The sequence below is a fragment of the Blautia hominis genome, from assembly GCA_002270465.1.
Taxonomy (GTDB): Bacteria; Bacillota; Clostridia; order Lachnospirales; family Lachnospiraceae; genus Blautia; species Blautia hominis.
Genome location: NQOF01000003.1, coordinates 227,623 through 245,351, shown reverse-complemented (window position 1 = coordinate 245,351; position 17,729 = coordinate 227,623). Strand labels below are relative to the sequence as shown.

Sequence of the window (17,729 nt, the reverse complement as noted above, 5' to 3'; positions counted from 1 at the left end):
CAACGGCGGTTGGCCCCGCCACAATTAAATAAGTCCACCCAAATACTTCAGACTTGGCTTTGCAGTTCTCTGCTGTGTGCTTCTGTCAACGGCAATCAACCCAAATGTCATAGAATACCCTTTTTGCCACTCAAAGTTATCCATCAATGACCAGTACATATACCCTTTCACCGAAATACCGTCTGCGATACAATTTGCCACACCATCTGTCGCCTTATTGATAAAGTCCACACGCACGGTATCATCCTCAACTGCAATGCCGTTTTCCGTCACTATAATAGGTATATTCAATTCCTTATATACTTTCCGGATACAGGCTTCCAGCGCCTGAGGATAAATTTCATAATCCATCTGTGTCAATCCTGCACCCTGGGGTGCTGCACAAATTCCATTTGCATCGATCACAGAACGTGTATAATTCTGAAGTCCAAAGAAATCATCTTCTTTTATGTAGGGCAGATAATGTAAAAATTCTTCGTTCCATTCTTCTTCTGCCCGTTTTTCTCCTCCTTCTTTTGCCTGGATGTCATGAAGAGAAAGTGTAAGTCCCACCTGAAGATTGGCATTTACCTCTTTGATGGCTTTCTTTGCAGCCTGATGGGCTTTCATAACCAGAATATCACCTTCGGGTGTCCTGCTGCTTACAAATACCTGGGGCGTGGCCACACCGAACACTTCCATGTTTTCCTCGGCCTGCTTCTGCATATTTTCCATCATTTTCTGCATATTCAGGCCAACCTGTACGGTTCCCTCTGTGCTTTCTGCCGCCTCTTTATTTGCATGGGTTCCTGCTCCCTGCTGCATTTTCTCCATCATCTGTGCTTTATATCTTGCAGAAATAGCGGCAATCTGAATCCCCATATTTGCCTCATTGATGGTACAGATGTAATGCATATAAGAGCCTAATCTTTCCACGACATACTTACAGTAATCTGCAAATAATCCAATGGTTTCTTCATTCTCCCAACCGCCCTCTTTGATCAACCATTTCGGTGATGTAAAATGCAGCAATGTGACAACCGGTTCTATCCCATACTTCTTACAGCACTCCAATACTTTGCGGTAATGTTCGATCTCCTTCTCATCAAACTCACCTTTTACCGGTTCAATTCTTGCCCACTCAATGGAAAAGCGATAAGCATTTAACCCTGCCTCTGCCATCATTTTAATATCTTCTTCATAGCGGTTATAATGGTCAACTGCATTCAGTGAAGGCTCTGCAAAAGAAGTATACTTCATATGTTCCATGGCCCAGTAATCACTGTTTTTATTATAGCCTTCTACCTGATGTGCGGCGGTTGCAGCGCCGATCAAGAATCCCTTTTCAAATTTTCCCATAACCTGTCTCCTTTTTATACTGATAATATCATTGGATTTCCTGTAACGATAAGGCGGTCAAACAGCCACGATACCTTTTATGTTATACCATGTGTTGTTTCAAAAACTCCGCACTGAGCTGCAGTGATCTTACGGGTGATCTGTCCGCCCAATTCTTATGGCTCTCCAGAATAATGGCATCCACCTCCACGTCAAGGGCCTGCTTCACTAATTCTTCCAGATTCATGTTACCGTACCCCAACTCCATACTGTCTGATTTCAGGATTGGTGTCATAGACGGGCCGCTTACTTTTGTTCCCCGGTCATTGATATGATAGAGTTTCATCCGCTCACCCAGCTTTTTCATAAGCGTTATTGCCGATACTCCCGCTTCCGTGGGCCAGTAAGAATCCAGTTCAAAATTCACATATTCAGGATCTGTTTCTTCTATTATCATATCATATGCCGTTTTGCCCGGCTCCACTTTTCGGAATTCACAGTTGTGATTATGATATAATAACTGAATACCGGAATCCTTAAGCACTTTTCCTGAACGGTTCAGGTCATCTGTTAGTTTCCTGACAGCTTCTTTATCTGAATAATCAAAACGATACATTCCCGTAATCACAATTTTATCTGTTCCCAATTTATCTGCTTCTGCAATCACAACCTCCGGATCTCTCTGAATCGTTCCCAGGTCTTCATGAAGGCTTACACAGCAGAGTTCCGCCTGATCCAGTAACTTTTTCCAGTCAAATTGTCCGCCTTTTCCAACCGGCATACCGGCTGCTTTTGTCATAACCCGAACCAAAAATGAAGAGGGGTGTATCATAAAACCATTCAATTCAATCCCATCATAACCTGCCGCCTTTATCTGCTTTAGTGTCTCCTGCGCCTGATCTTCATTTTTTGTAACCGTTCCAAGCATAATCTGCTGTACTGCTTTCTTTGCCATTTCTATTCTATCCTCCTCCTTTTAGTATAAAATAAATCCCATTCCCATGTGTCTCTTTTTTATATAAAATGTTCCTATTTTCATGTTTCAAAATTTATAACGAAAATCCAATCTTTTTTCGCAATATTTAAACATCCAAATCCCCCCTACTATGCTATTATAGTAGAAAACTACTGGAATCAAAAATGAAAGGAAGAATTATATCATGCGTCTAAAAGAAAATTGCGATCTTGAAGACTTCTTAAATAAAGTAAAAGAATGCCGCTCCAAAGTCACCTTCAGAACTTCGGAAGGTGATATCCTGGCAATGCAAAGCACCTTATGCCAGCTCATTTTTGTCTCCCTCCAACATCAGCCGGAACTCCTCTATAGCGGCGAGATATGCTGCGAAGACATAAGCGATCACGAAATCCTGAAGGATTATCTGATCTAACTGTAGTCCGGCTGCCGGCTGAAGTTCTGCCTTTGTCAACGTACCATTCTCACTTTTTCTGTGTCCGGATTCTTCTCATAATGATTCTCCTGTCTCTCTGATCTGTTTATTTTTAATATTTTGTATTGTATATACATAGCTAAAACTGCCACAATTGTCGCTATGCCATCTGCCAATGTATGTGCCAGCGCAATTCCCAAAAATCCCATCAGATGATTCATAAGAAATAAAAACGGAATTAACAGCACTCCCTGTCTAAGAAGGGAAACAATGGTTGCCGTCACTGCATTTCCGGCCGCCTGCAGAAAATTTGTTCCAAGATAATAAAATCCTATAATGGGGCTTGCCAGCACAAGGTATACCACTAACTGTTTTCCCATTTGAGCTGCCGCAGCATCCTTTAAGAACATCCCTATCAATGTATCTCTGGCAAATATACATCCGGCTGCTGCTGCCAATCCAATGACAACTGTCAATAGACTCAAAGCTTTTAAAATCTCTTTCAGCCTGGATACATTACGCGCACCGTAATTATACGCCAGCATTGGCTGCACTCCCATACAGATTCCCATCTGGATCATGGATATGATCATGGTTGCCTTGCCGGCTGCCGCCATAGCAGCAACCGCATTGGTTCCGTACAAAACCAAAAGGTTATTGGAAAAAGTAGCAGCAAATCCGCTTAAGATACTGGAAATTCCGTTTGGCATTCCAACTGCAATAATGTGCAGTAAAGATTTTGGTTTCCGAATGGCATAAGATGGTTTTAGACTCAGAATCTGTCCCTTTTTCCGGATATAGATCACATAATAAATGGTGCTGACAGCATTTCCAAGAAGCGTCGCAGCCGCAGCTCCTTTTACTCCCCATCCAAAGACCAGTATAAATATGGGATCCAGTACAATATTGAGTATTGTGCCCGTCATATTTCCAATCAGACCTTCTTTGATCGCACCGTCAGCCCGGAGTAAGGCCCCGAGGGTGGTAGATAAAAGCATCATCGGCGCCCCCAATGCCAGGATCTGCATATAATCCTTTGCATACACGAAAATTTCCGCATTCGCTCCCAGCAGTCCCAGAACGGATTTGGAAGCGATCAGCATTACAATGGTACAGAGAATTCCAAATGCGGCCGCTGTGTAAAAGCAAAGACTGCCATACGTCCTGGCATCCTCAATTTTCCCTGCCCCCGCTGCTTTTGCAATCACCGAACATCCACCGATCCCAAGCATAGTGGCCGCAGCAGCAGCCAGGGAAAATACCGGACTTACAACCGATACCGCAGCCACCTGTGCCATTTCTCCCAATTGCCCGATAAAGAACATGTCCGCCATATTGTAAAAAAACATCACCAGAATGGTAATACAAGACGGCACTGCCATAGAAAAAACTGCTGTCCAGACCGGCATGTTTTCAAACAGTTCCTGACTCTTCAATGTTTTGTCATTCACATTCAATTCCCCTTTGCTGTCTTACCGGTATTGAAATACCTTCAGTTTTAACAATTCATAGCTGTTAAAGCACAACCTGGATGCTTCGTCTCCGTTAAGCCTTCTTCCCGCCTTCCAGCAACCATTCACAAATTTACCTTCTTCCAATGAAATGATGTCATAAAACGGTTTCTCCGCATTTGCAGAAAACGCAGTGATCATGCACCCATTTGCTAATATGTAGAAGGTATCCCTGCTTTCCTTCAGGATCATACACACGCCATCTTTACGCTTCACCAACGGAATATTCATCATGACCCGGAATCCGAAATCATCAAACATCATGGTTTCCCCTTCCATATTTCCCATATTTCCCATATCCGCCAAGCGGCTGTCCGGCTTAGCCGGTGTCATATCCATGGTTTCCGAACATACAGCCTGCAGTTCATCACTTCCATATCTGCTTGTCAATAGCGGCATCATACTATCCAAGGTTTTTGCACACCATGCATATTCTGATATGTCCTGCGGAATCTGCAGTAATGGGTCTGTCACATCAACACCAAACAGGTATGCTGTAATATCATCAAAAGGCTGTCCCATATCTTCAAAACCAAATGGGGCAAAACAGGCAGCATGATAATGTCCTATACTGTAAACCAGGCGGGGCGCTGCATGGGAGTGCACTGCCGTTTCCGGAATAAATAACGGATTTCCAAGTTTGGTATAGGTATCGCAAATACCACAGAAATTAGGTACATAGATATCCGGGGCAAACACATCAATAGCCGGAGCTGCGTATTTCCACACCTCCATCACCTTTGCGATCGGTCCGCCGGTGGGATATTGCCCGGCCTCTCCCCCTTTATCAAGCCAGCAGTTTACAACCATCGGCAGATCATACTCTGCCCGTCCGGCTGCTGCAACCTTTCCCACATATCCGGCTATATGATATGCACTGAATATCTCCTCGGCATAGTCTCCAAACACATCCTTCCAGCTTCCGCTGTCCTTTCCTTCTTGTACGGCTTCTTTGATACCCGCTTCCATGGATTCTGTATGAGACTTCATATAAGACACAAACTCTTCCGGCACAGGCTGCGCAAACAGGAAATCCGCCTGATCGGAATGTTCTCTGGCCGCTCCCTGCAGGCCTGTTTCATTTTCCACCTGTATGGCAATGACAGTATGCGTCTCACTGTCCACGTCTTTTAAATGTTTCATAAGTTTAGCAAATGCTCTGGCATCCGCACGATTTGTCTCCTCCCCCAAATATGAAAGTGTGGTATATTCCATTCCGTGGAACATGGAAAGTCTCGTTTTATTTTTCCCTTTTTCGGTCTGGGCTCTGGGAAAGCGTTCCATGTCCTTTTTCACCCATTCCGGAGCATACATACACTGGGCATTCTTCCATGTCCCGAACCACAGAAAAATGATCTTCATATGAAAACTTTTGGCCTGCTCAATCAGTGTATCCACCAGTTCAAAGGAAAACTGACCCTCCGCAGGTTCCGTTAGTTCCCAGGTCACAGGCAGTAAAAGTGTATTAAGCCCCAGTTCCTCTGCCTGTTTCCAAACGTTTTCCATATATTTCGCTGATGAAGAACTGGAATTATGTACCTCCCCCGCAATGGCTATAAATGGTTTTCCATCTACCGTTAAAACCGTTCTTTTACTGTTCATACTTTTATTCCTCCGTAATTTTATAGTATATATTTTATTTGAAAACCTTTTAATATGCGTTTAAAAATTCACTAAAATGTGTTATAATTTCAGCAAATACTCAATTTCATTAAATTTATAACATTTTAATGAATTTCAACACGCAGCATCTGTCACTTCGCGGGCAAGAGGAGGATTTCTATGAATACACCCGATAAGATTTCTTTTTTCATGGAATTGATCAACTGTAACTACGACCTGTATATATGGGCCTATGATAAGACTCTGAATATGACGCATACAAACTGGACTGAAAGTATTTTTTCCGGCAATTTCCTCTCCTACACCGGTCTTTCCAAACTGGTGGAAGAATATATCGCTTCCGGCCGGAAGACTCCTCTCATTGTGGAAGCCGCCGGAAACCTCTTATGGATTGTGGGATTTGATTACCATGGTTCACTTCTGGAACAATGTTTTTTAATAGGCCCCATCTACAGCGGCCGCGATTCCCAGATGCTTCTCAGAAAACATCTGGATGACTATGATTTGACTGTAAAACTTCGATCTATGGTTTTTAAACTGTTTGAACGTATTCCCACAGTCCCCACCAATATTATCAATCAGTACGCTGTTATGCTTCACTACTGTCTGACGGGCGCCAAAATATCAACGAACGACATAACCTACCAAAGTATTGTCCCTGCGGCGAAAAAAAACGATTCCATCACCTCTTCCCTGGAACATGCCGGAATCTGGTACGCGGAAGAGCAGTTGTTCAAAATGATAGCTGACGGTAATCCCAACTATAAAGACGCTCTGGCAAAGTCCGCGTCTTTAAGTTCCGGCATGAAGATCAATGCAAAAGATTCTTTGCGCCTCCATAAAAATAATACCCTAGTATTGCTGACACTCTGCTCAAGAGCCTGCATCCGCGGCGGTCTTGCGCCCTCCATCTCCTATGATCTGAACGATTTCTACGCAGCCAGAATAGAGGAATGTAACTCCATGTCAGAAATACAGAGATTAAATGAAACCATGCTTGCAGATTACGTTTACCGTGTGCGCAGATCAAAGGAAGAATCACATATCTCTGCCCCCATACAAAATGCTTGTGCTTATATCAAATCCCATATAGCGGAGCCGCTGTCAATCCATATGCTCGCCAAACGCAGCGGATATTCAGAGTATTACTTTTCTCACAAATTCAAGGAGGAGATGGGTACAAGCATAAATGAATACGTCTTGAAGGAGAAAATCGACCAGGCCAAGCTGCTTCTGTCCGGTACTACTGAAAACATTCAAACGATCAGCGATAACCTTTCCTTCAGCAATCGGAGTTACTTTTACACCTGTTTTCAGAAACATGTCGGTATGTCACCCAGCGAATACCGTGCACAGAATCACAGGATATGATAGTTCTGATTTTATCTATAATGTTTTGTTTTTCCATATTCCATTTTCTTTCCATGAATTTTTGTACATATAAGCGAATTTCTATACTACATGCAAATAAAACTTCCCTTATAGTTGTCTTATCAGCTGTATAACGCAAATATACACAAAGAAAACGGAGGATTTATTTATCATGGCAAAAAAACAAAAGCTCTCACAGAGCGAAATTGACGGTGTACAATACCGCCGTGCAAAACTCTGGCAAATTATCCTGTTCGCATGTAATGCCTTTGTCGGCATGAGCGTCTACTCTCTCATCGGACTGGCAAGTTACACAGCCAGTCTTGGTTTTGGTATTGCCACTGCAGTCGTAGGTGTTATCCTCACCTGGACAAGGATTTTAGATGGTATCACTGACCCGATACTCGCGTTTGTCTATGACAGAGTAAACACACGGTTTGGTAAAATCCGTATTCTGCTCATCACTGGTTATATCATCGAAGCCTTGGCTCTCATGGCAATGTTTGTCTGGGGACCCGGAAAAGGTCTTGGTATTATCGGCTTTACTTTATTTTACATAATCTATGTCATTGGTTATACCATCGCCAACATGACAGCCTTGACCATCAATCCATTGATCAGTAATGACCCCAAACAACGCCCGACGATCAGCGTATGGTCAACAGCATTAAACTATGTCATCCCCATGGCCCTCAGTATTGTATTAAATACTGTCCTGCTCCCCAAGTTCGGAGGAGATTATAATCTTGAATTCCTGGGTGCTGCCTGCAAGATATGCCTTGGTCTTGCCGCAATGGGTACTCTTCTTGTATGCATCGGTGTATCGGAATACGACAGACCGGAAAACTTCCGCGGATTAGCAGTTAAGAAGGAACACTTAAAACTCAAAGATATGACTGAGATCTTAAAACATAACCGTCCCCTTCAGTGCTACATCATCTCTTCCGCTTCTGACAAGATTGCACAGCAAACAACCTCCCAGGCCGTTATCGTAACAATGATGAATGGTATCTTGATAGGCAATATGGGACTTGCAACCATTCTCACTGTTATCGGTATGCTGCCTTCTATTCTCTTTGCAGTCGCCGGTGCAAAATATGCCGGAAAGTTCGGAAGCCAGAAAACCATCGTCAATTGGACTCGTATCTGTATCGTGATCAGCGTGGTCATGTGGGGCTTCTTAATTGCGATTGACCCCAGGAAGATTGCCAGTGCAGGTATCTGCATGATTCTCTACGTGGTTCTCACCCTGATGAAAAACGGTGCCAATATGTGTGTAACTACTGCAGGTACCGCTTTTATGTCAGATATCATTGACTATGAACAGGATCGCAGCGGCCGTTATGTTCCGGCAGTCGTTACGGGCATTTACAGTTTTATAGATAAAATTGTATCTTCCTTCTCCGCTTTGATCGCCACAGGCGCTGTTGCAATGATCGGTTATACTTCTACTATGCCCCAGCCAACAGATGCTGCCACCCCGGCTATTTTCTGGACCACAACGATCATCATGTTCGGACTTCCAATCCTTGGCTGGATCTGCACTCTGGCAGCCATGCACTTCTGCCATTTAAGTAAAGAAGATATGGTAGAAGTCCAAAAACGCATCGAAAAGAAGAAAAATGCAGTACCGGCAGAAAGTGAGGAAAAATAAGCATGGCCAGATGTATAACACAGCTAAAAGACAATTGGAATTTTGTAAGATCAGCAAAGGACGCCCTTACCGCTGCAACGCTTCCCGGGAAGTCAGTGACACTTCCCCATACCTGGAACGCCATTGATGGCCAGGACGGAGGAAATGACTACCACAGGGGCACTTGCTATTACATAAAGAAATTGCATAAACCGGAATTAAAACCCGGAGAACAGGCTTATCTGGAATTCCAGGGTGCAGCTATGACTGCCGGCATCTATGTAAACGGCCATCTGCTCACCCACCACGAAGGCGGATATTCCACCTTCCGTGTAAATATCACAGAGGTTTTGTCAGATGAAAATACCATTGTTGCCGCTTTAAATAACGAAGACAACAATACCTGTTATCCGCAGAAAGCAGATTTTACCTTTTACGGCGGACTTTACCGGATGGTAAACCTGATCGTCGTTCCGGAAACCCATTTTGAACTGGACTACTGCGGTACACCCGGAATTAAGGTAACGCCCCAAGTGGATTTGGAAAATCACAAAGCTACCGTTACTGTAGAAGCATGGATTTCGGCAGATGACCTGGTAACATTCACTGTGGATGGCCGGTCTCAAACAGTATTATCCGTCGAAAAACATGCACAAGCTATATTTATGATTGAAAACGTACACTTATGGGATGGATTAAACGATCCGTATCTCTATACAGCCAGTGCCTCTTTAGAAAGCGGTGATGAAGTAAGTACACGTTTTGGATGCCGAGAGTTCCATATAGACCCTCAGAAGGGTTTCTTTTTAAACGGAAGCTCCTATCCCCTGCGCGGAGTTTCCCGTCATCAGGACTTTAAAGACGTAGGAAATGCCCTTACCATGGAGCATCACAAAAAAGACATGGAAATCATCCTGGAATTGGGTGCAACCACCCTCCGACTGGCGCATTACCAGCACGCACAGGAATTTTATGACCTCTGCGATGAAAATGGGCTGATTCTCTGGGCGGAGATTCCATACATTACCATGCATATGAAAAACGCCCGTGCCAATACGTTGACACAGATGGAAGATTTAGTGGTACAAAACTACAACCACCCCTCTATTATAACCTGGGGATTATCCAACGAAATCACAGCCGCCAGCACCGTAAATGAGGATTTACTGGAAAACCACACACAGCTCCATGACCTGTGCCACAAACTTGATCCCACGAGACCCACAACCATGGCTAATGTATTTATGCTGGAGACGGACAGTCCTATCCTGGAAATCCCGGACATTAACAGTTATAACTTGTATTTTGGCTGGTATCTTGGCGAACTGGAACAAACTGATGAATTTTTTGACGAGTACCATAGAAAATATCCTGACAGAGCAATCGGTTTCTCTGAATATGGTGCAGATGCCAATCCACAATACCAGTCCGCCGCACCGGAGAAAGGTGATTACACAGAAAGCTATCAGGCCCTTTACCACGAACATATGCTGCAAATGATAGAAGCCAGACCCTATCTATGGGCCACACATGTATGGAATCTATTTGATTTTGCTGCTGACGGCCGTGACGAAGGCGGCAAACATGGAGAAAACCAGAAAGGCCTTGTCACCATCGACAGAAAACTGAAAAAAGACGCCTTCTATCTTTATAAAGCGGCATGGAACAGAACCGACAAGTTTGTACACCTGTGCGGCCGCCGCTATGCTGACCGCGTGGAAGAAACCACTGAGATCAAAGTATATTCCAATCAACCGGAGGTCACACTCTTTGTAGATGGAACTGAATTTGCTACTGTCTCAGGCAAAACCATTTTCAAATTCCAGGTACCGATCACAGGTACCCATGCCATTACTGCAAAAGCAGATGCCTGCGAAGACTGTATGACCATAAGGCGCGTTGCAGAAGAAAATCCGGACTATATATTTGTCAAGCGGGCTCCTGTCACAAACTGGTTTGACACAGATGACTTAGATCCTGAATGTTTTTCCATAAACGACCGCCTGGCAGATATCCGTGAAAATCCTCAGGCCGGTGCGATCATTGACCAGATGATGTCACAGGGTGCTTCTGCGCGCGGTGACGTTGCCGATGCGGTTAAGGATAATCCGGCGCTTCAGCGTATGATGGGCCGTATGACTTTGGTCAGTCTTCTGAAACAAAGTGGTGCCGATGACGAAAGCATCAAACAGCTCAACCGCGTTTTACAAGGTATTAAAAAATAACTGATATTTGAAAACCTCCCATCCCGGCAGTTAAGTACATGAGCAGATACTTAATGCCCGGATGGGAATTTTTGAAGGAGGAGATAAATGAAAACCGATGCTCGTGTCCGGTACACCAGGCAGATCATCCAGCACGTATTCATAGATTTATTAAAACAAAAACCAATTAATAAAATATCGGTAAAAGAAATCTGTGAAAAAGCGGAAATCAACCGCAGTACCTTTTATAAGCACTATGAGGACGTCTATCATCTCATGCATAAACTGGAAGAATCCGCTTTGAATCAGTTGGAGTTATTATTGTTTGGATCTGCGCATAACGGAAATATACATGTTCTCACTACATTACTCACCTCTCTTCTGGAATATCAGGACCTGCTCACATCACTTACAGCCAAATCTCCGGACAGTGATTTCCTTAACAGACTCGCTGAACGCTGTTCCCAATATGCAGTATCTCACTTGGCTTCCGGTGATGAGGATCATCTCAGCAATCCGGACAAGCAATGCGTATACAGTTATCTAGCCGGAGGTACCACCATGTTAATCAAACATTGGATGAAAACAGGCGCCAAAGAAGCACCTGCCGTCATCGCAGAGAAAATAGATGATCTGAATCAGCTTATACTATCATATGATCACAGCCATTCCGTATCCTCAAATCTCTGATCATCACTTCAGGATCTCCGGATGTCTCCACTGTGAAACATTTTTACCTCCGGCGGACAGCGCTCCGTCAACAGGAATGGCAGCCCCGGTAATATAACGTGCCATATCACTTGCCAAAAACAGTGCAAGATATGCGCACTCCTCGGGTTCTCCCATTCGGCCGGAAGGGCAGTCCTTTGCAAAGAAAGCCATTGCCTGCTCCGGCGCATCTCCAAATATACTTGTTTTTGTATATCCCGGGCAGATGGCATTAACCGTAATATTATAATGGGCATAATCAAGTGCAGCTGCTTTCGTCATTCCCACCACTCCAAATTTCGTTGCCGTATACAGAGCCTGACCCCGCTGAGGCATAATTCCCGCGATAGAGGCCACATTGATCAGGAATCCTCCCTGACTGTGGGAACGAAGGATTGCCTCCGCCGCATATTTCATCCCTGCAAAGACTCCTTTACTGTTCAAATCAAAGATATTCTCATAATCCTCCATTTTATACTCATGCAGCGGAGTTCCTCCCTGCCCAATGCCCGCATTATTTACCATGCCATCCAATCTTCCATATTGAGAAACGGCCGTATCAACCAACTTTTTCATCTGTTTTGCATCGCTGCAATCTGTCTGCACAAAAACAGCCTCCCCGCCATTTCCACAGATCGCATCTGCCACCGCCTGTCCCTGTTCCACACTTCTGGCCGCGCAGACGACTTTCATGCCGTTAGCCCCGTATACCTCTGCGACTGCTTTTCCAATCCCCCTGCTTGCACCTGTTACAATTACAACCTTTCCTTTTACTGATCTGAATGTGGCTGTCTTATTGGTCTCGTTCATTTCTCTCTCCTTATTCTTTTATAGTGGCTGTTTCCTGTCCTCAACCTCATTTTCATTATATGGAGAGTCTAAGAGTTTCTCAATCATCAAAAAATCACCATATGTTATATAATCAACATATGGTGGTGCTTTGATGAAAAAATAGACAGATGAATTTAAATTGATGCCTTTACTGTCTGTACTCTCATGGGCTCATATTTCCCAATCCACTTGCAATAAATGAAATAATACACTATAATAGACTAAACGGTCTATTATTGGAGGTGCTTATGAAGAGAGAAGAACGAACAGCAATAACAATCAATAAGATTATAGAGTTGGGGATTGAAGAATTTGGAACGAAAGGCTATGAAGGGGCATCTTTAAATCGAATTTGCGAACAGGGAATACCAAAGGGATTACTATACCATAATTTCAAAAATAAAGATGCAGTGTATATTGCCTGTGTAGAAAAATGCTATAAGGATTTAACAAATGCACTAAAGGAATTGGGGGAAGGTGGCAGTTTGCAAAGCTATATGCAGGCTCGATTACATTTTTTTAATCAACATATTAACGAATCAAATATTATTTTTGAAACAATGTTAAAGGAGCCGAAGCATTTGACCAAAGAGATACGAAAAGCTAATTCCTGCTTTCAAGCATTCAACTATGCTTTCTTTTACAATATTATTTCGCAATACACATTACGAGAAGGTGTTACAAGAGAAGATGCTTTTCTATATTTCTCAGTTATACAAAGAATGTTCAATTCATTTATGGGAAACCTTGGACTTGATACATACACAAATGAGGAAGTAAAAGTATTGCATGAAGAAAAGGTATTGAAGTTTGTTGATCTGATGCTATATGGATTAGTAGAGAGTGAGGATTAGGTGGAATGACAGTAATAATTCATGTCTTAAGATGGATGTTGACGATTGTAATTGCGTTTATATGTGGGAAACTTGTTTCAAAAATAAAATTACCCTCAATACTAGGGTGGTTGGTTGCAGGAATGCTTTTAGGGCCATTTGCGTGTAATCTTCTTCCACAAGAACTTCTGGATACAAATGTTTATAAGGGGATCATTCACGTTTTGGAGTGTACGGTTGGTTTATTGATCGGTACTGAACTTGTTTGGAGAAAGATAAAAAGCTGTGGGAAAGCATTGCTTGTCACTACGCTGACACAATCGCTCGGAACATTTATTGTTGTTTCAATTTCATTTTGTATTGTATTTGCATCTTGTGGGATTCCACTGTACTTAGCTTTTGTTTTTGGTGGTATTGCACTTGCAACTGCACCAGCACCGGCATTGTCCATTGTACAGGAATTTAAGACAGATGGATCTGTGACGAGAACACTAATTCCAATGGCAGCGTTAGATGATATTGTGGGAGTTATTGTGTTTTTTACAACTATAACGATTGTTGCACGTCATCTGTCAGGTGGTGGATTACCGATATACATGATTCCTGTGATGATAGTATTACCACTTCTAATAGGGCTTTTGTTTGGAATACCAACAGGATTTGTATTAAGGAAGATACAGTTGAAAAGTGGGATTGTTATTACACTCGTAATTGGCATTTTGTTGACTTCGATTGTGGGCAATTTGTGTAACACATATTTGATGCCAATACCACTCTTAAACTTTATGCTTATGGGTATGGCTTTTTCTGGAGCTTTTTCTAATTTGGTTTCGGAGGAAAAACTTGTTGAAATTATAAATGATTTTCAAGTAATACAAGCCTTTGCAATGGTCGTTGTTATTATCAATTTGGGGGCACCATTGGATTTCCACGCTATATTTGGTGCAGGATTTTTTACCGTAGTGTATATCATCATGCGTGCAGTGGGTAAATATTTCGGTGCGAGGGCAGGAGCAAAAATGACGAACATGCCAATGACAGTTCAGAAATATTTAGGATTTACTTTATTGCCGCATTCGGGTGTTTCGTTAGTGTTTACAGGGATTGCGGCATCCATGCTCAGCACTGCGGATTTGCAGAGTGCTGCCGTTGTAACTGGAACAATCGCAGCAGCAGCGATAATCAACGAGATCATAGCGGTGATTATGGCAAAAAAAGGATTTGAGTGGGCGGGGGAGTTGAATGAGAAATAAAAGTTTCCATACAAAACTTAAACAAGCATGTTCAAGGCAAGCGAGGTTGGAAGCGTGAGTTCTCTAACCGTTTATACAGGAGGACGAATCCATCTCCTTCCCAATAGAGTGCTTTCAGCCGGTTGGCCTTGCGTCCGCAGAACAGAAACAAGCTGTTTGAGAATGGATCCAGCTTACAGCGGTTGGGGCTTGCATCCCGGAAATGGGCCTGATAAATCTGTTCAAAATCCACGTTCCACCACACTTTTTATCATCACATATCGTTTTCTATGACAACTCTGCACTGCTTTTTATAACATGCAATTCCATATTTTAATATCCGCTTCATTCCCTCGTCACGCAATTGATCCTCATATTGCATGCTCCGTATCTGTTTCAGGGCCTGTTGGCATTCCGCCTCCAAATCACCACTATCAGAATATTTTACTTCAATAATAATACCTAACTCCTCATTATCAATTTCTATGGTGATATCACTGTATCCGTCACCTGATTCCCTGTTTGAAAATATCCCCCAGGATTCCTTAAACCCAAGAAGACCTAACAGAATGCCATGATAAAAGTTTTCTTTCATTTTCTTTTTCACAAAGGTGTCCCTGACACTGATAGTCTTTCGCAAATACTCTCCAAACAATCTCTCAACACCTTTTGCATCTCCCGATTTTAACGCCTCACAAAATGCATTTAAAGTCTCACCATCATGCTCAACAGTTTCCTTAAAATACTCCATGATCTGTCTGGTAAATATCTTTCTGATCTCCATGTTCGGGATAGCCAGACTAAAAACATCCCCGTCCGGTTTTCCCCGCTGTGTCAGGTAGCCGGTTGTAAATAAAACACTCCAGATATTGTCAACGGACTGATACATATCATGGTAAGTCAACTCCTGATGGATTTCCTTTCTAATCTCTTCTCCTGCGACCAAGCGTTCTATTTCACGTTTTACCGTACCATTATCTGACTTTTCGATAAAATGTTTTACCGCATCATTTCCACTTGTATTTGCCCAGTAGTTTTGCGGCATGGCGTCTTTGTCCGTTCGCCGTGTATCACAATAGTTGATCACATCCCAAGGGCAATATACCTCTATATTCCCAAACTGATATCCATCATACCATTCTTTCATCGTATGATAGACTTCTGAAAGCCGGTAATACTCCAGAAGTTTTTTCACATCAGCATCTGTGAACCCAAAATATTCGTCAAATCTCACATCCGAGATGGACAAAACTTTCAAATTATTCAGACCGGTAAAGATACTTTCCTTTGATATGCGCATACATCCTGTCAGCACTGCCAAATATAAACTTTTGTTTGTTTTCAATGCCTGCTCAAAGAGGTTACGAAGTAAAAGAACCATCTGCTCATAATATTGATTATCAAACGCCTTTGCCAATGGCACATCATATTCATCTATCAAAACAATAACCGCTTGTCCATAATGTTTTTCCAGAAGCATGGTAAGGGTTTTAAGACTCTCCATTAATACTGAATCCGACATCCGAAAAATTTGTGCATATTTAGAGTCAATCATGATGAGCTGACTGTACATCATCTTCTCTTCGCTGGATAACCTTTTACTGTCCAGCAAGAAACGAAACCGCAATGCTTCTTTCCCTATTACAGAGCACATCATGGAACGCGCGGTTTCAAAGCTGTCACCGCTCACTCCTTTGAGTGATATGGAAACAACGGGAAATTTACCCATATATTTATCACATAGTTCCTTTTCATCAGCTATTTCCAGACCCTCAAAAAGATCCTGTTTCCCTCCTATTTCAAAAAAACATTTCAGCATACTCATATTCAGGGATTTACCAAATCTTCTGGGTCTGGTGAAAAGGTTGACTTCCCCCCAATTATAAATAAGTTCTTTGATAAGCCCAGTTTTATCAATATAGTAAAACCCTTCCTCCCGAATCTTTTCAAATTCCTCTATTCCTATGGGAAGTTTTTTCTTCATTTCCATACCGTCCACACACCCCTTCTGTTCACCGCTTATTATTTATTTTAAGTATACACAAAAAAACACCAAATCACAACTCAGATTCCATACCTTTGCTTTTTCTCACTGCAGTTTGTCCAATTTTCCTGCTATTTTTATCCTGATATCAACCAGCCATGTGCATGGGATTTGGATGCAACGCAGCCGGGGTCACCGGATGCCGTATCATTGACTCTCCCAGGGAACGTCTCATTGCCATCCTGACCAACAGTTTTGTACCCTGTAACGGACGCTTTCCCACTATTTTAGCTGTCCTCACCATGTTCTTTGCTGTGGGAACCGGATTCTTCACGTCCCTTTCCCTTGCTGTTTTGCTGGCAGCGGTCATTTTACTTGGAATATTCATGACCTTTTTTTCTTCCTGGCTGCTGTCTAAAACCGTATTGAAAGGAGTTCCTTCTTCCTTTACCCTGGAGCTCCCCCCTTACCGGCGGCCCCAGTTCTTCCGTGTTCTGGTACGCTCGGTGCTTGACCGCACACTCCATGTGTTATGGCGCGCACTGATTGCCGCAGCCCCTGCCGGTCTTATCATCTGGATTTTAGCAAATATAAAAGCCGGGGATACCACGCTGCTGCTGCATCTGGCTGGTTTTCTCGATCCTGCAGGAAAGCTGATGGGTCTGGACGGGATTATTCTGCTTGCCTTTATCCTGGGGCTTCCGGCCAATGAGATCGTGGTTCCCATTATGATCATGGCTTATACCGCCCAGGGTACTTTAAGTGACGCGGGAAGTCTTACCGGGCTTCATACGCTGCTGGTACAAAATGGCTGGACCTGTTTCACGGCAGTTTCCATGCTGCTTTTCACTCTCATGCACTGGCCCTGTGCCACTACGCTTTTAACTGTAAAGAAAGAAACCCACAGCCTGAAGTGGACGTTTCTCGCCTTTCTACTTCCTACAGCTATGGGATTTCTGTTTTGTTTTTTATTTAATTGTGCGGTGCGGCTGTTCTTCTGAACAGCCGTACCGGAATCTGCCCTGTCCGAGTAATTGCCTGTCACCTATCATATAGTCAATTCCATAGGTTTCCGGTGGCTGTGACAGCGCTTC

Annotated in this window: 15 protein-coding genes; 7 read left to right on the top strand and 8 right to left on the bottom strand. The window is 43.1% G+C overall.

Going from position 1 to position 17,729, the window contains the following annotated elements; all coding sequences use genetic code 11:
• Window positions 1-24 precede the first annotated feature (24 nt).
• From CI595_RS11810 to CI595_RS11795, 5 genes are all read right to left on the bottom strand, one after another.
• Window positions 25-1,338 carry a glycoside hydrolase family 1 protein gene (locus CI595_RS11810; RefSeq protein WP_095173465.1) on the bottom strand — a complete coding sequence of 438 codons (1,314 nt, stop codon included), beginning with the start codon at window positions 1,336-1,338 and terminating at the stop codon, window positions 25-27.
• A gap of 82 nt (window positions 1,339-1,420) precedes the next feature.
• The gene (locus CI595_RS11805) at window positions 1,421-2,272 is read right to left on the bottom strand and encodes a sugar phosphate isomerase/epimerase family protein (RefSeq protein ID WP_095173464.1); all 852 of its coding nucleotides are present in this window, start codon (window positions 2,270-2,272) and stop codon (window positions 1,421-1,423) included.
• Window positions 2,273-2,591: 319 nt separating this feature from the next.
• Window positions 2,592-2,744, bottom strand: a complete 153-nt coding sequence (locus CI595_RS26065; protein ID WP_156087470.1) for a hypothetical protein — start codon at window positions 2,742-2,744, stop codon at window positions 2,592-2,594.
• Window positions 2,741-4,156, bottom strand: coding sequence for an MATE family efflux transporter (locus CI595_RS11800; protein WP_095173463.1), 1,416 nt, complete (start codon window positions 4,154-4,156; stop codon window positions 2,741-2,743). Before CI595_RS11800 ends, CI595_RS26065 begins: the two co-directional genes overlap by 4 nt.
• A gap of 21 nt (window positions 4,157-4,177) precedes the next feature.
• Window positions 4,178-5,818, bottom strand: coding sequence for a GH35 family beta-galactosidase (locus CI595_RS11795; protein ID WP_095173462.1), 1,641 nt, complete (start codon window positions 5,816-5,818; stop codon window positions 4,178-4,180).
• A 180-nt stretch (window positions 5,819-5,998) separates the two neighbouring features.
• Between CI595_RS11795 and CI595_RS11790 the strand changes: the two genes are divergently transcribed.
• The 4 genes from CI595_RS11790 (at window position 5,999) to CI595_RS11775 (ending at window position 11,737) form a co-directional block, all read left to right on the top strand.
• Window positions 5,999-7,210 (top strand): helix-turn-helix transcriptional regulator, encoded by a 1,212-nt coding sequence (locus tag CI595_RS11790; protein ID WP_095173461.1) that lies wholly within the window; start codon window positions 5,999-6,001, stop codon window positions 7,208-7,210.
• Between the two features lie 172 nt (window positions 7,211-7,382).
• A complete protein-coding gene (locus CI595_RS11785; protein ID WP_095173460.1) occupies window positions 7,383-8,864 on the top strand; it encodes an MFS transporter in 1,482 nt (493 codons plus the stop codon).
• Between the two features lie 2 nt (window positions 8,865-8,866).
• Window positions 8,867-11,068 (top strand): glycoside hydrolase family 2 protein, encoded by a 2,202-nt coding sequence (locus CI595_RS11780; protein ID WP_095173459.1) that lies wholly within the window; start codon window positions 8,867-8,869, stop codon window positions 11,066-11,068.
• An 87-nt stretch (window positions 11,069-11,155) separates the two neighbouring features.
• On the top strand, window positions 11,156-11,737 hold the full coding sequence (locus CI595_RS11775; protein ID WP_095173458.1) for a TetR/AcrR family transcriptional regulator: 582 nt from the start codon (window positions 11,156-11,158) through the stop codon (window positions 11,735-11,737).
• A gap of 3 nt (window positions 11,738-11,740) precedes the next feature.
• On the opposite strand, the gene CI595_RS11770 is transcribed toward CI595_RS11775, so the two are convergent.
• On the bottom strand, window positions 11,741-12,565 hold the full coding sequence (locus CI595_RS11770; RefSeq protein WP_095173457.1) for an SDR family NAD(P)-dependent oxidoreductase: 825 nt from the start codon (window positions 12,563-12,565) through the stop codon (window positions 11,741-11,743).
• 269 nt (window positions 12,566-12,834) lie between these two features.
• On the opposite strand from CI595_RS11770, the gene CI595_RS11765 reads away from it, so the two are divergent.
• Both CI595_RS11765 and CI595_RS11760 read left to right on the top strand, forming a co-directional pair.
• Complete coding sequence (locus CI595_RS11765) at window positions 12,835-13,440, top strand: TetR/AcrR family transcriptional regulator (protein ID WP_095173456.1); 606 nt, start codon at window positions 12,835-12,837, stop codon at window positions 13,438-13,440.
• Between the two features lie 5 nt (window positions 13,441-13,445).
• On the top strand, window positions 13,446-14,672 hold the full coding sequence (locus CI595_RS11760) for a cation:proton antiporter (RefSeq protein ID WP_095173455.1): 1,227 nt from the start codon (window positions 13,446-13,448) through the stop codon (window positions 14,670-14,672).
• A gap of 31 nt (window positions 14,673-14,703) precedes the next feature.
• Here CI595_RS11760 and tnpB read toward each other — a convergent pair whose 3' ends face one another.
• Window positions 14,704-14,904 (bottom strand): IS66 family insertion sequence element accessory protein TnpB, encoded by a 201-nt coding sequence (gene tnpB / locus CI595_RS27340; protein WP_205728116.1) that lies wholly within the window; start codon window positions 14,902-14,904, stop codon window positions 14,704-14,706.
• Window positions 14,905-14,925: 21 nt separating this feature from the next.
• Window positions 14,926-16,641 carry an AAA family ATPase gene (locus CI595_RS11750; RefSeq protein WP_095174330.1) on the bottom strand — a complete coding sequence of 572 codons (1,716 nt, stop codon included), beginning with the start codon at window positions 16,639-16,641 and terminating at the stop codon, window positions 14,926-14,928.
• 158 nt (window positions 16,642-16,799) lie between these two features.
• Between CI595_RS11750 and CI595_RS11745 the strand changes: the two genes are divergently transcribed.
• Complete coding sequence (locus CI595_RS11745) at window positions 16,800-17,636, top strand: nucleoside recognition domain-containing protein (protein WP_330397273.1); 837 nt, start codon at window positions 16,800-16,802, stop codon at window positions 17,634-17,636.
• The last annotated feature ends 93 nt before the right edge of the window (window positions 17,637-17,729 follow it).

Bases quoted from the DNA above. Each gene is read 5' to 3' on its own strand.
- CI595_RS11810 (WP_095173465.1), bottom strand. From the start codon at position 1,338: ATGGGAAAATTTGAAAAGGGATTCTTGATCGGCGCTGCAACCGCCGCA.
- CI595_RS11805 (WP_095173464.1), bottom strand. From the start codon at position 2,272: ATGGCAAAGAAAGCAGTACAGCAGATTATGCTTGGAACGGTTACAAAA.
- CI595_RS11795 (WP_095173462.1), bottom strand. From the start codon at position 5,818: ATGAACAGTAAAAGAACGGTTTTAACGGTAGATGGAAAACCATTTATA.
- CI595_RS11790 (WP_095173461.1), top strand. From the start codon at position 5,999: ATGAATACACCCGATAAGATTTCTTTTTTCATGGAATTGATCAACTGT.
- CI595_RS11785 (WP_095173460.1), top strand. From the start codon at position 7,383: ATGGCAAAAAAACAAAAGCTCTCACAGAGCGAAATTGACGGTGTACAA.
- CI595_RS11780 (WP_095173459.1), top strand. From the start codon at position 8,867: ATGGCCAGATGTATAACACAGCTAAAAGACAATTGGAATTTTGTAAGA.
- CI595_RS11775 (WP_095173458.1), top strand. From the start codon at position 11,156: ATGAAAACCGATGCTCGTGTCCGGTACACCAGGCAGATCATCCAGCAC.
- CI595_RS11770 (WP_095173457.1), bottom strand. From the start codon at position 12,565: ATGAACGAGACCAATAAGACAGCCACATTCAGATCAGTAAAAGGAAAG.
- CI595_RS11765 (WP_095173456.1), top strand. From the start codon at position 12,835: ATGAAGAGAGAAGAACGAACAGCAATAACAATCAATAAGATTATAGAG.
- CI595_RS11760 (WP_095173455.1), top strand. From the start codon at position 13,446: ATGACAGTAATAATTCATGTCTTAAGATGGATGTTGACGATTGTAATT.
- CI595_RS11750 (WP_095174330.1), bottom strand. From the start codon at position 16,641: ATGGAAATGAAGAAAAAACTTCCCATAGGAATAGAGGAATTTGAAAAG.
- CI595_RS11745 (WP_330397273.1), top strand. From the start codon at position 16,800: ATGGGATTTGGATGCAACGCAGCCGGGGTCACCGGATGCCGTATCATT.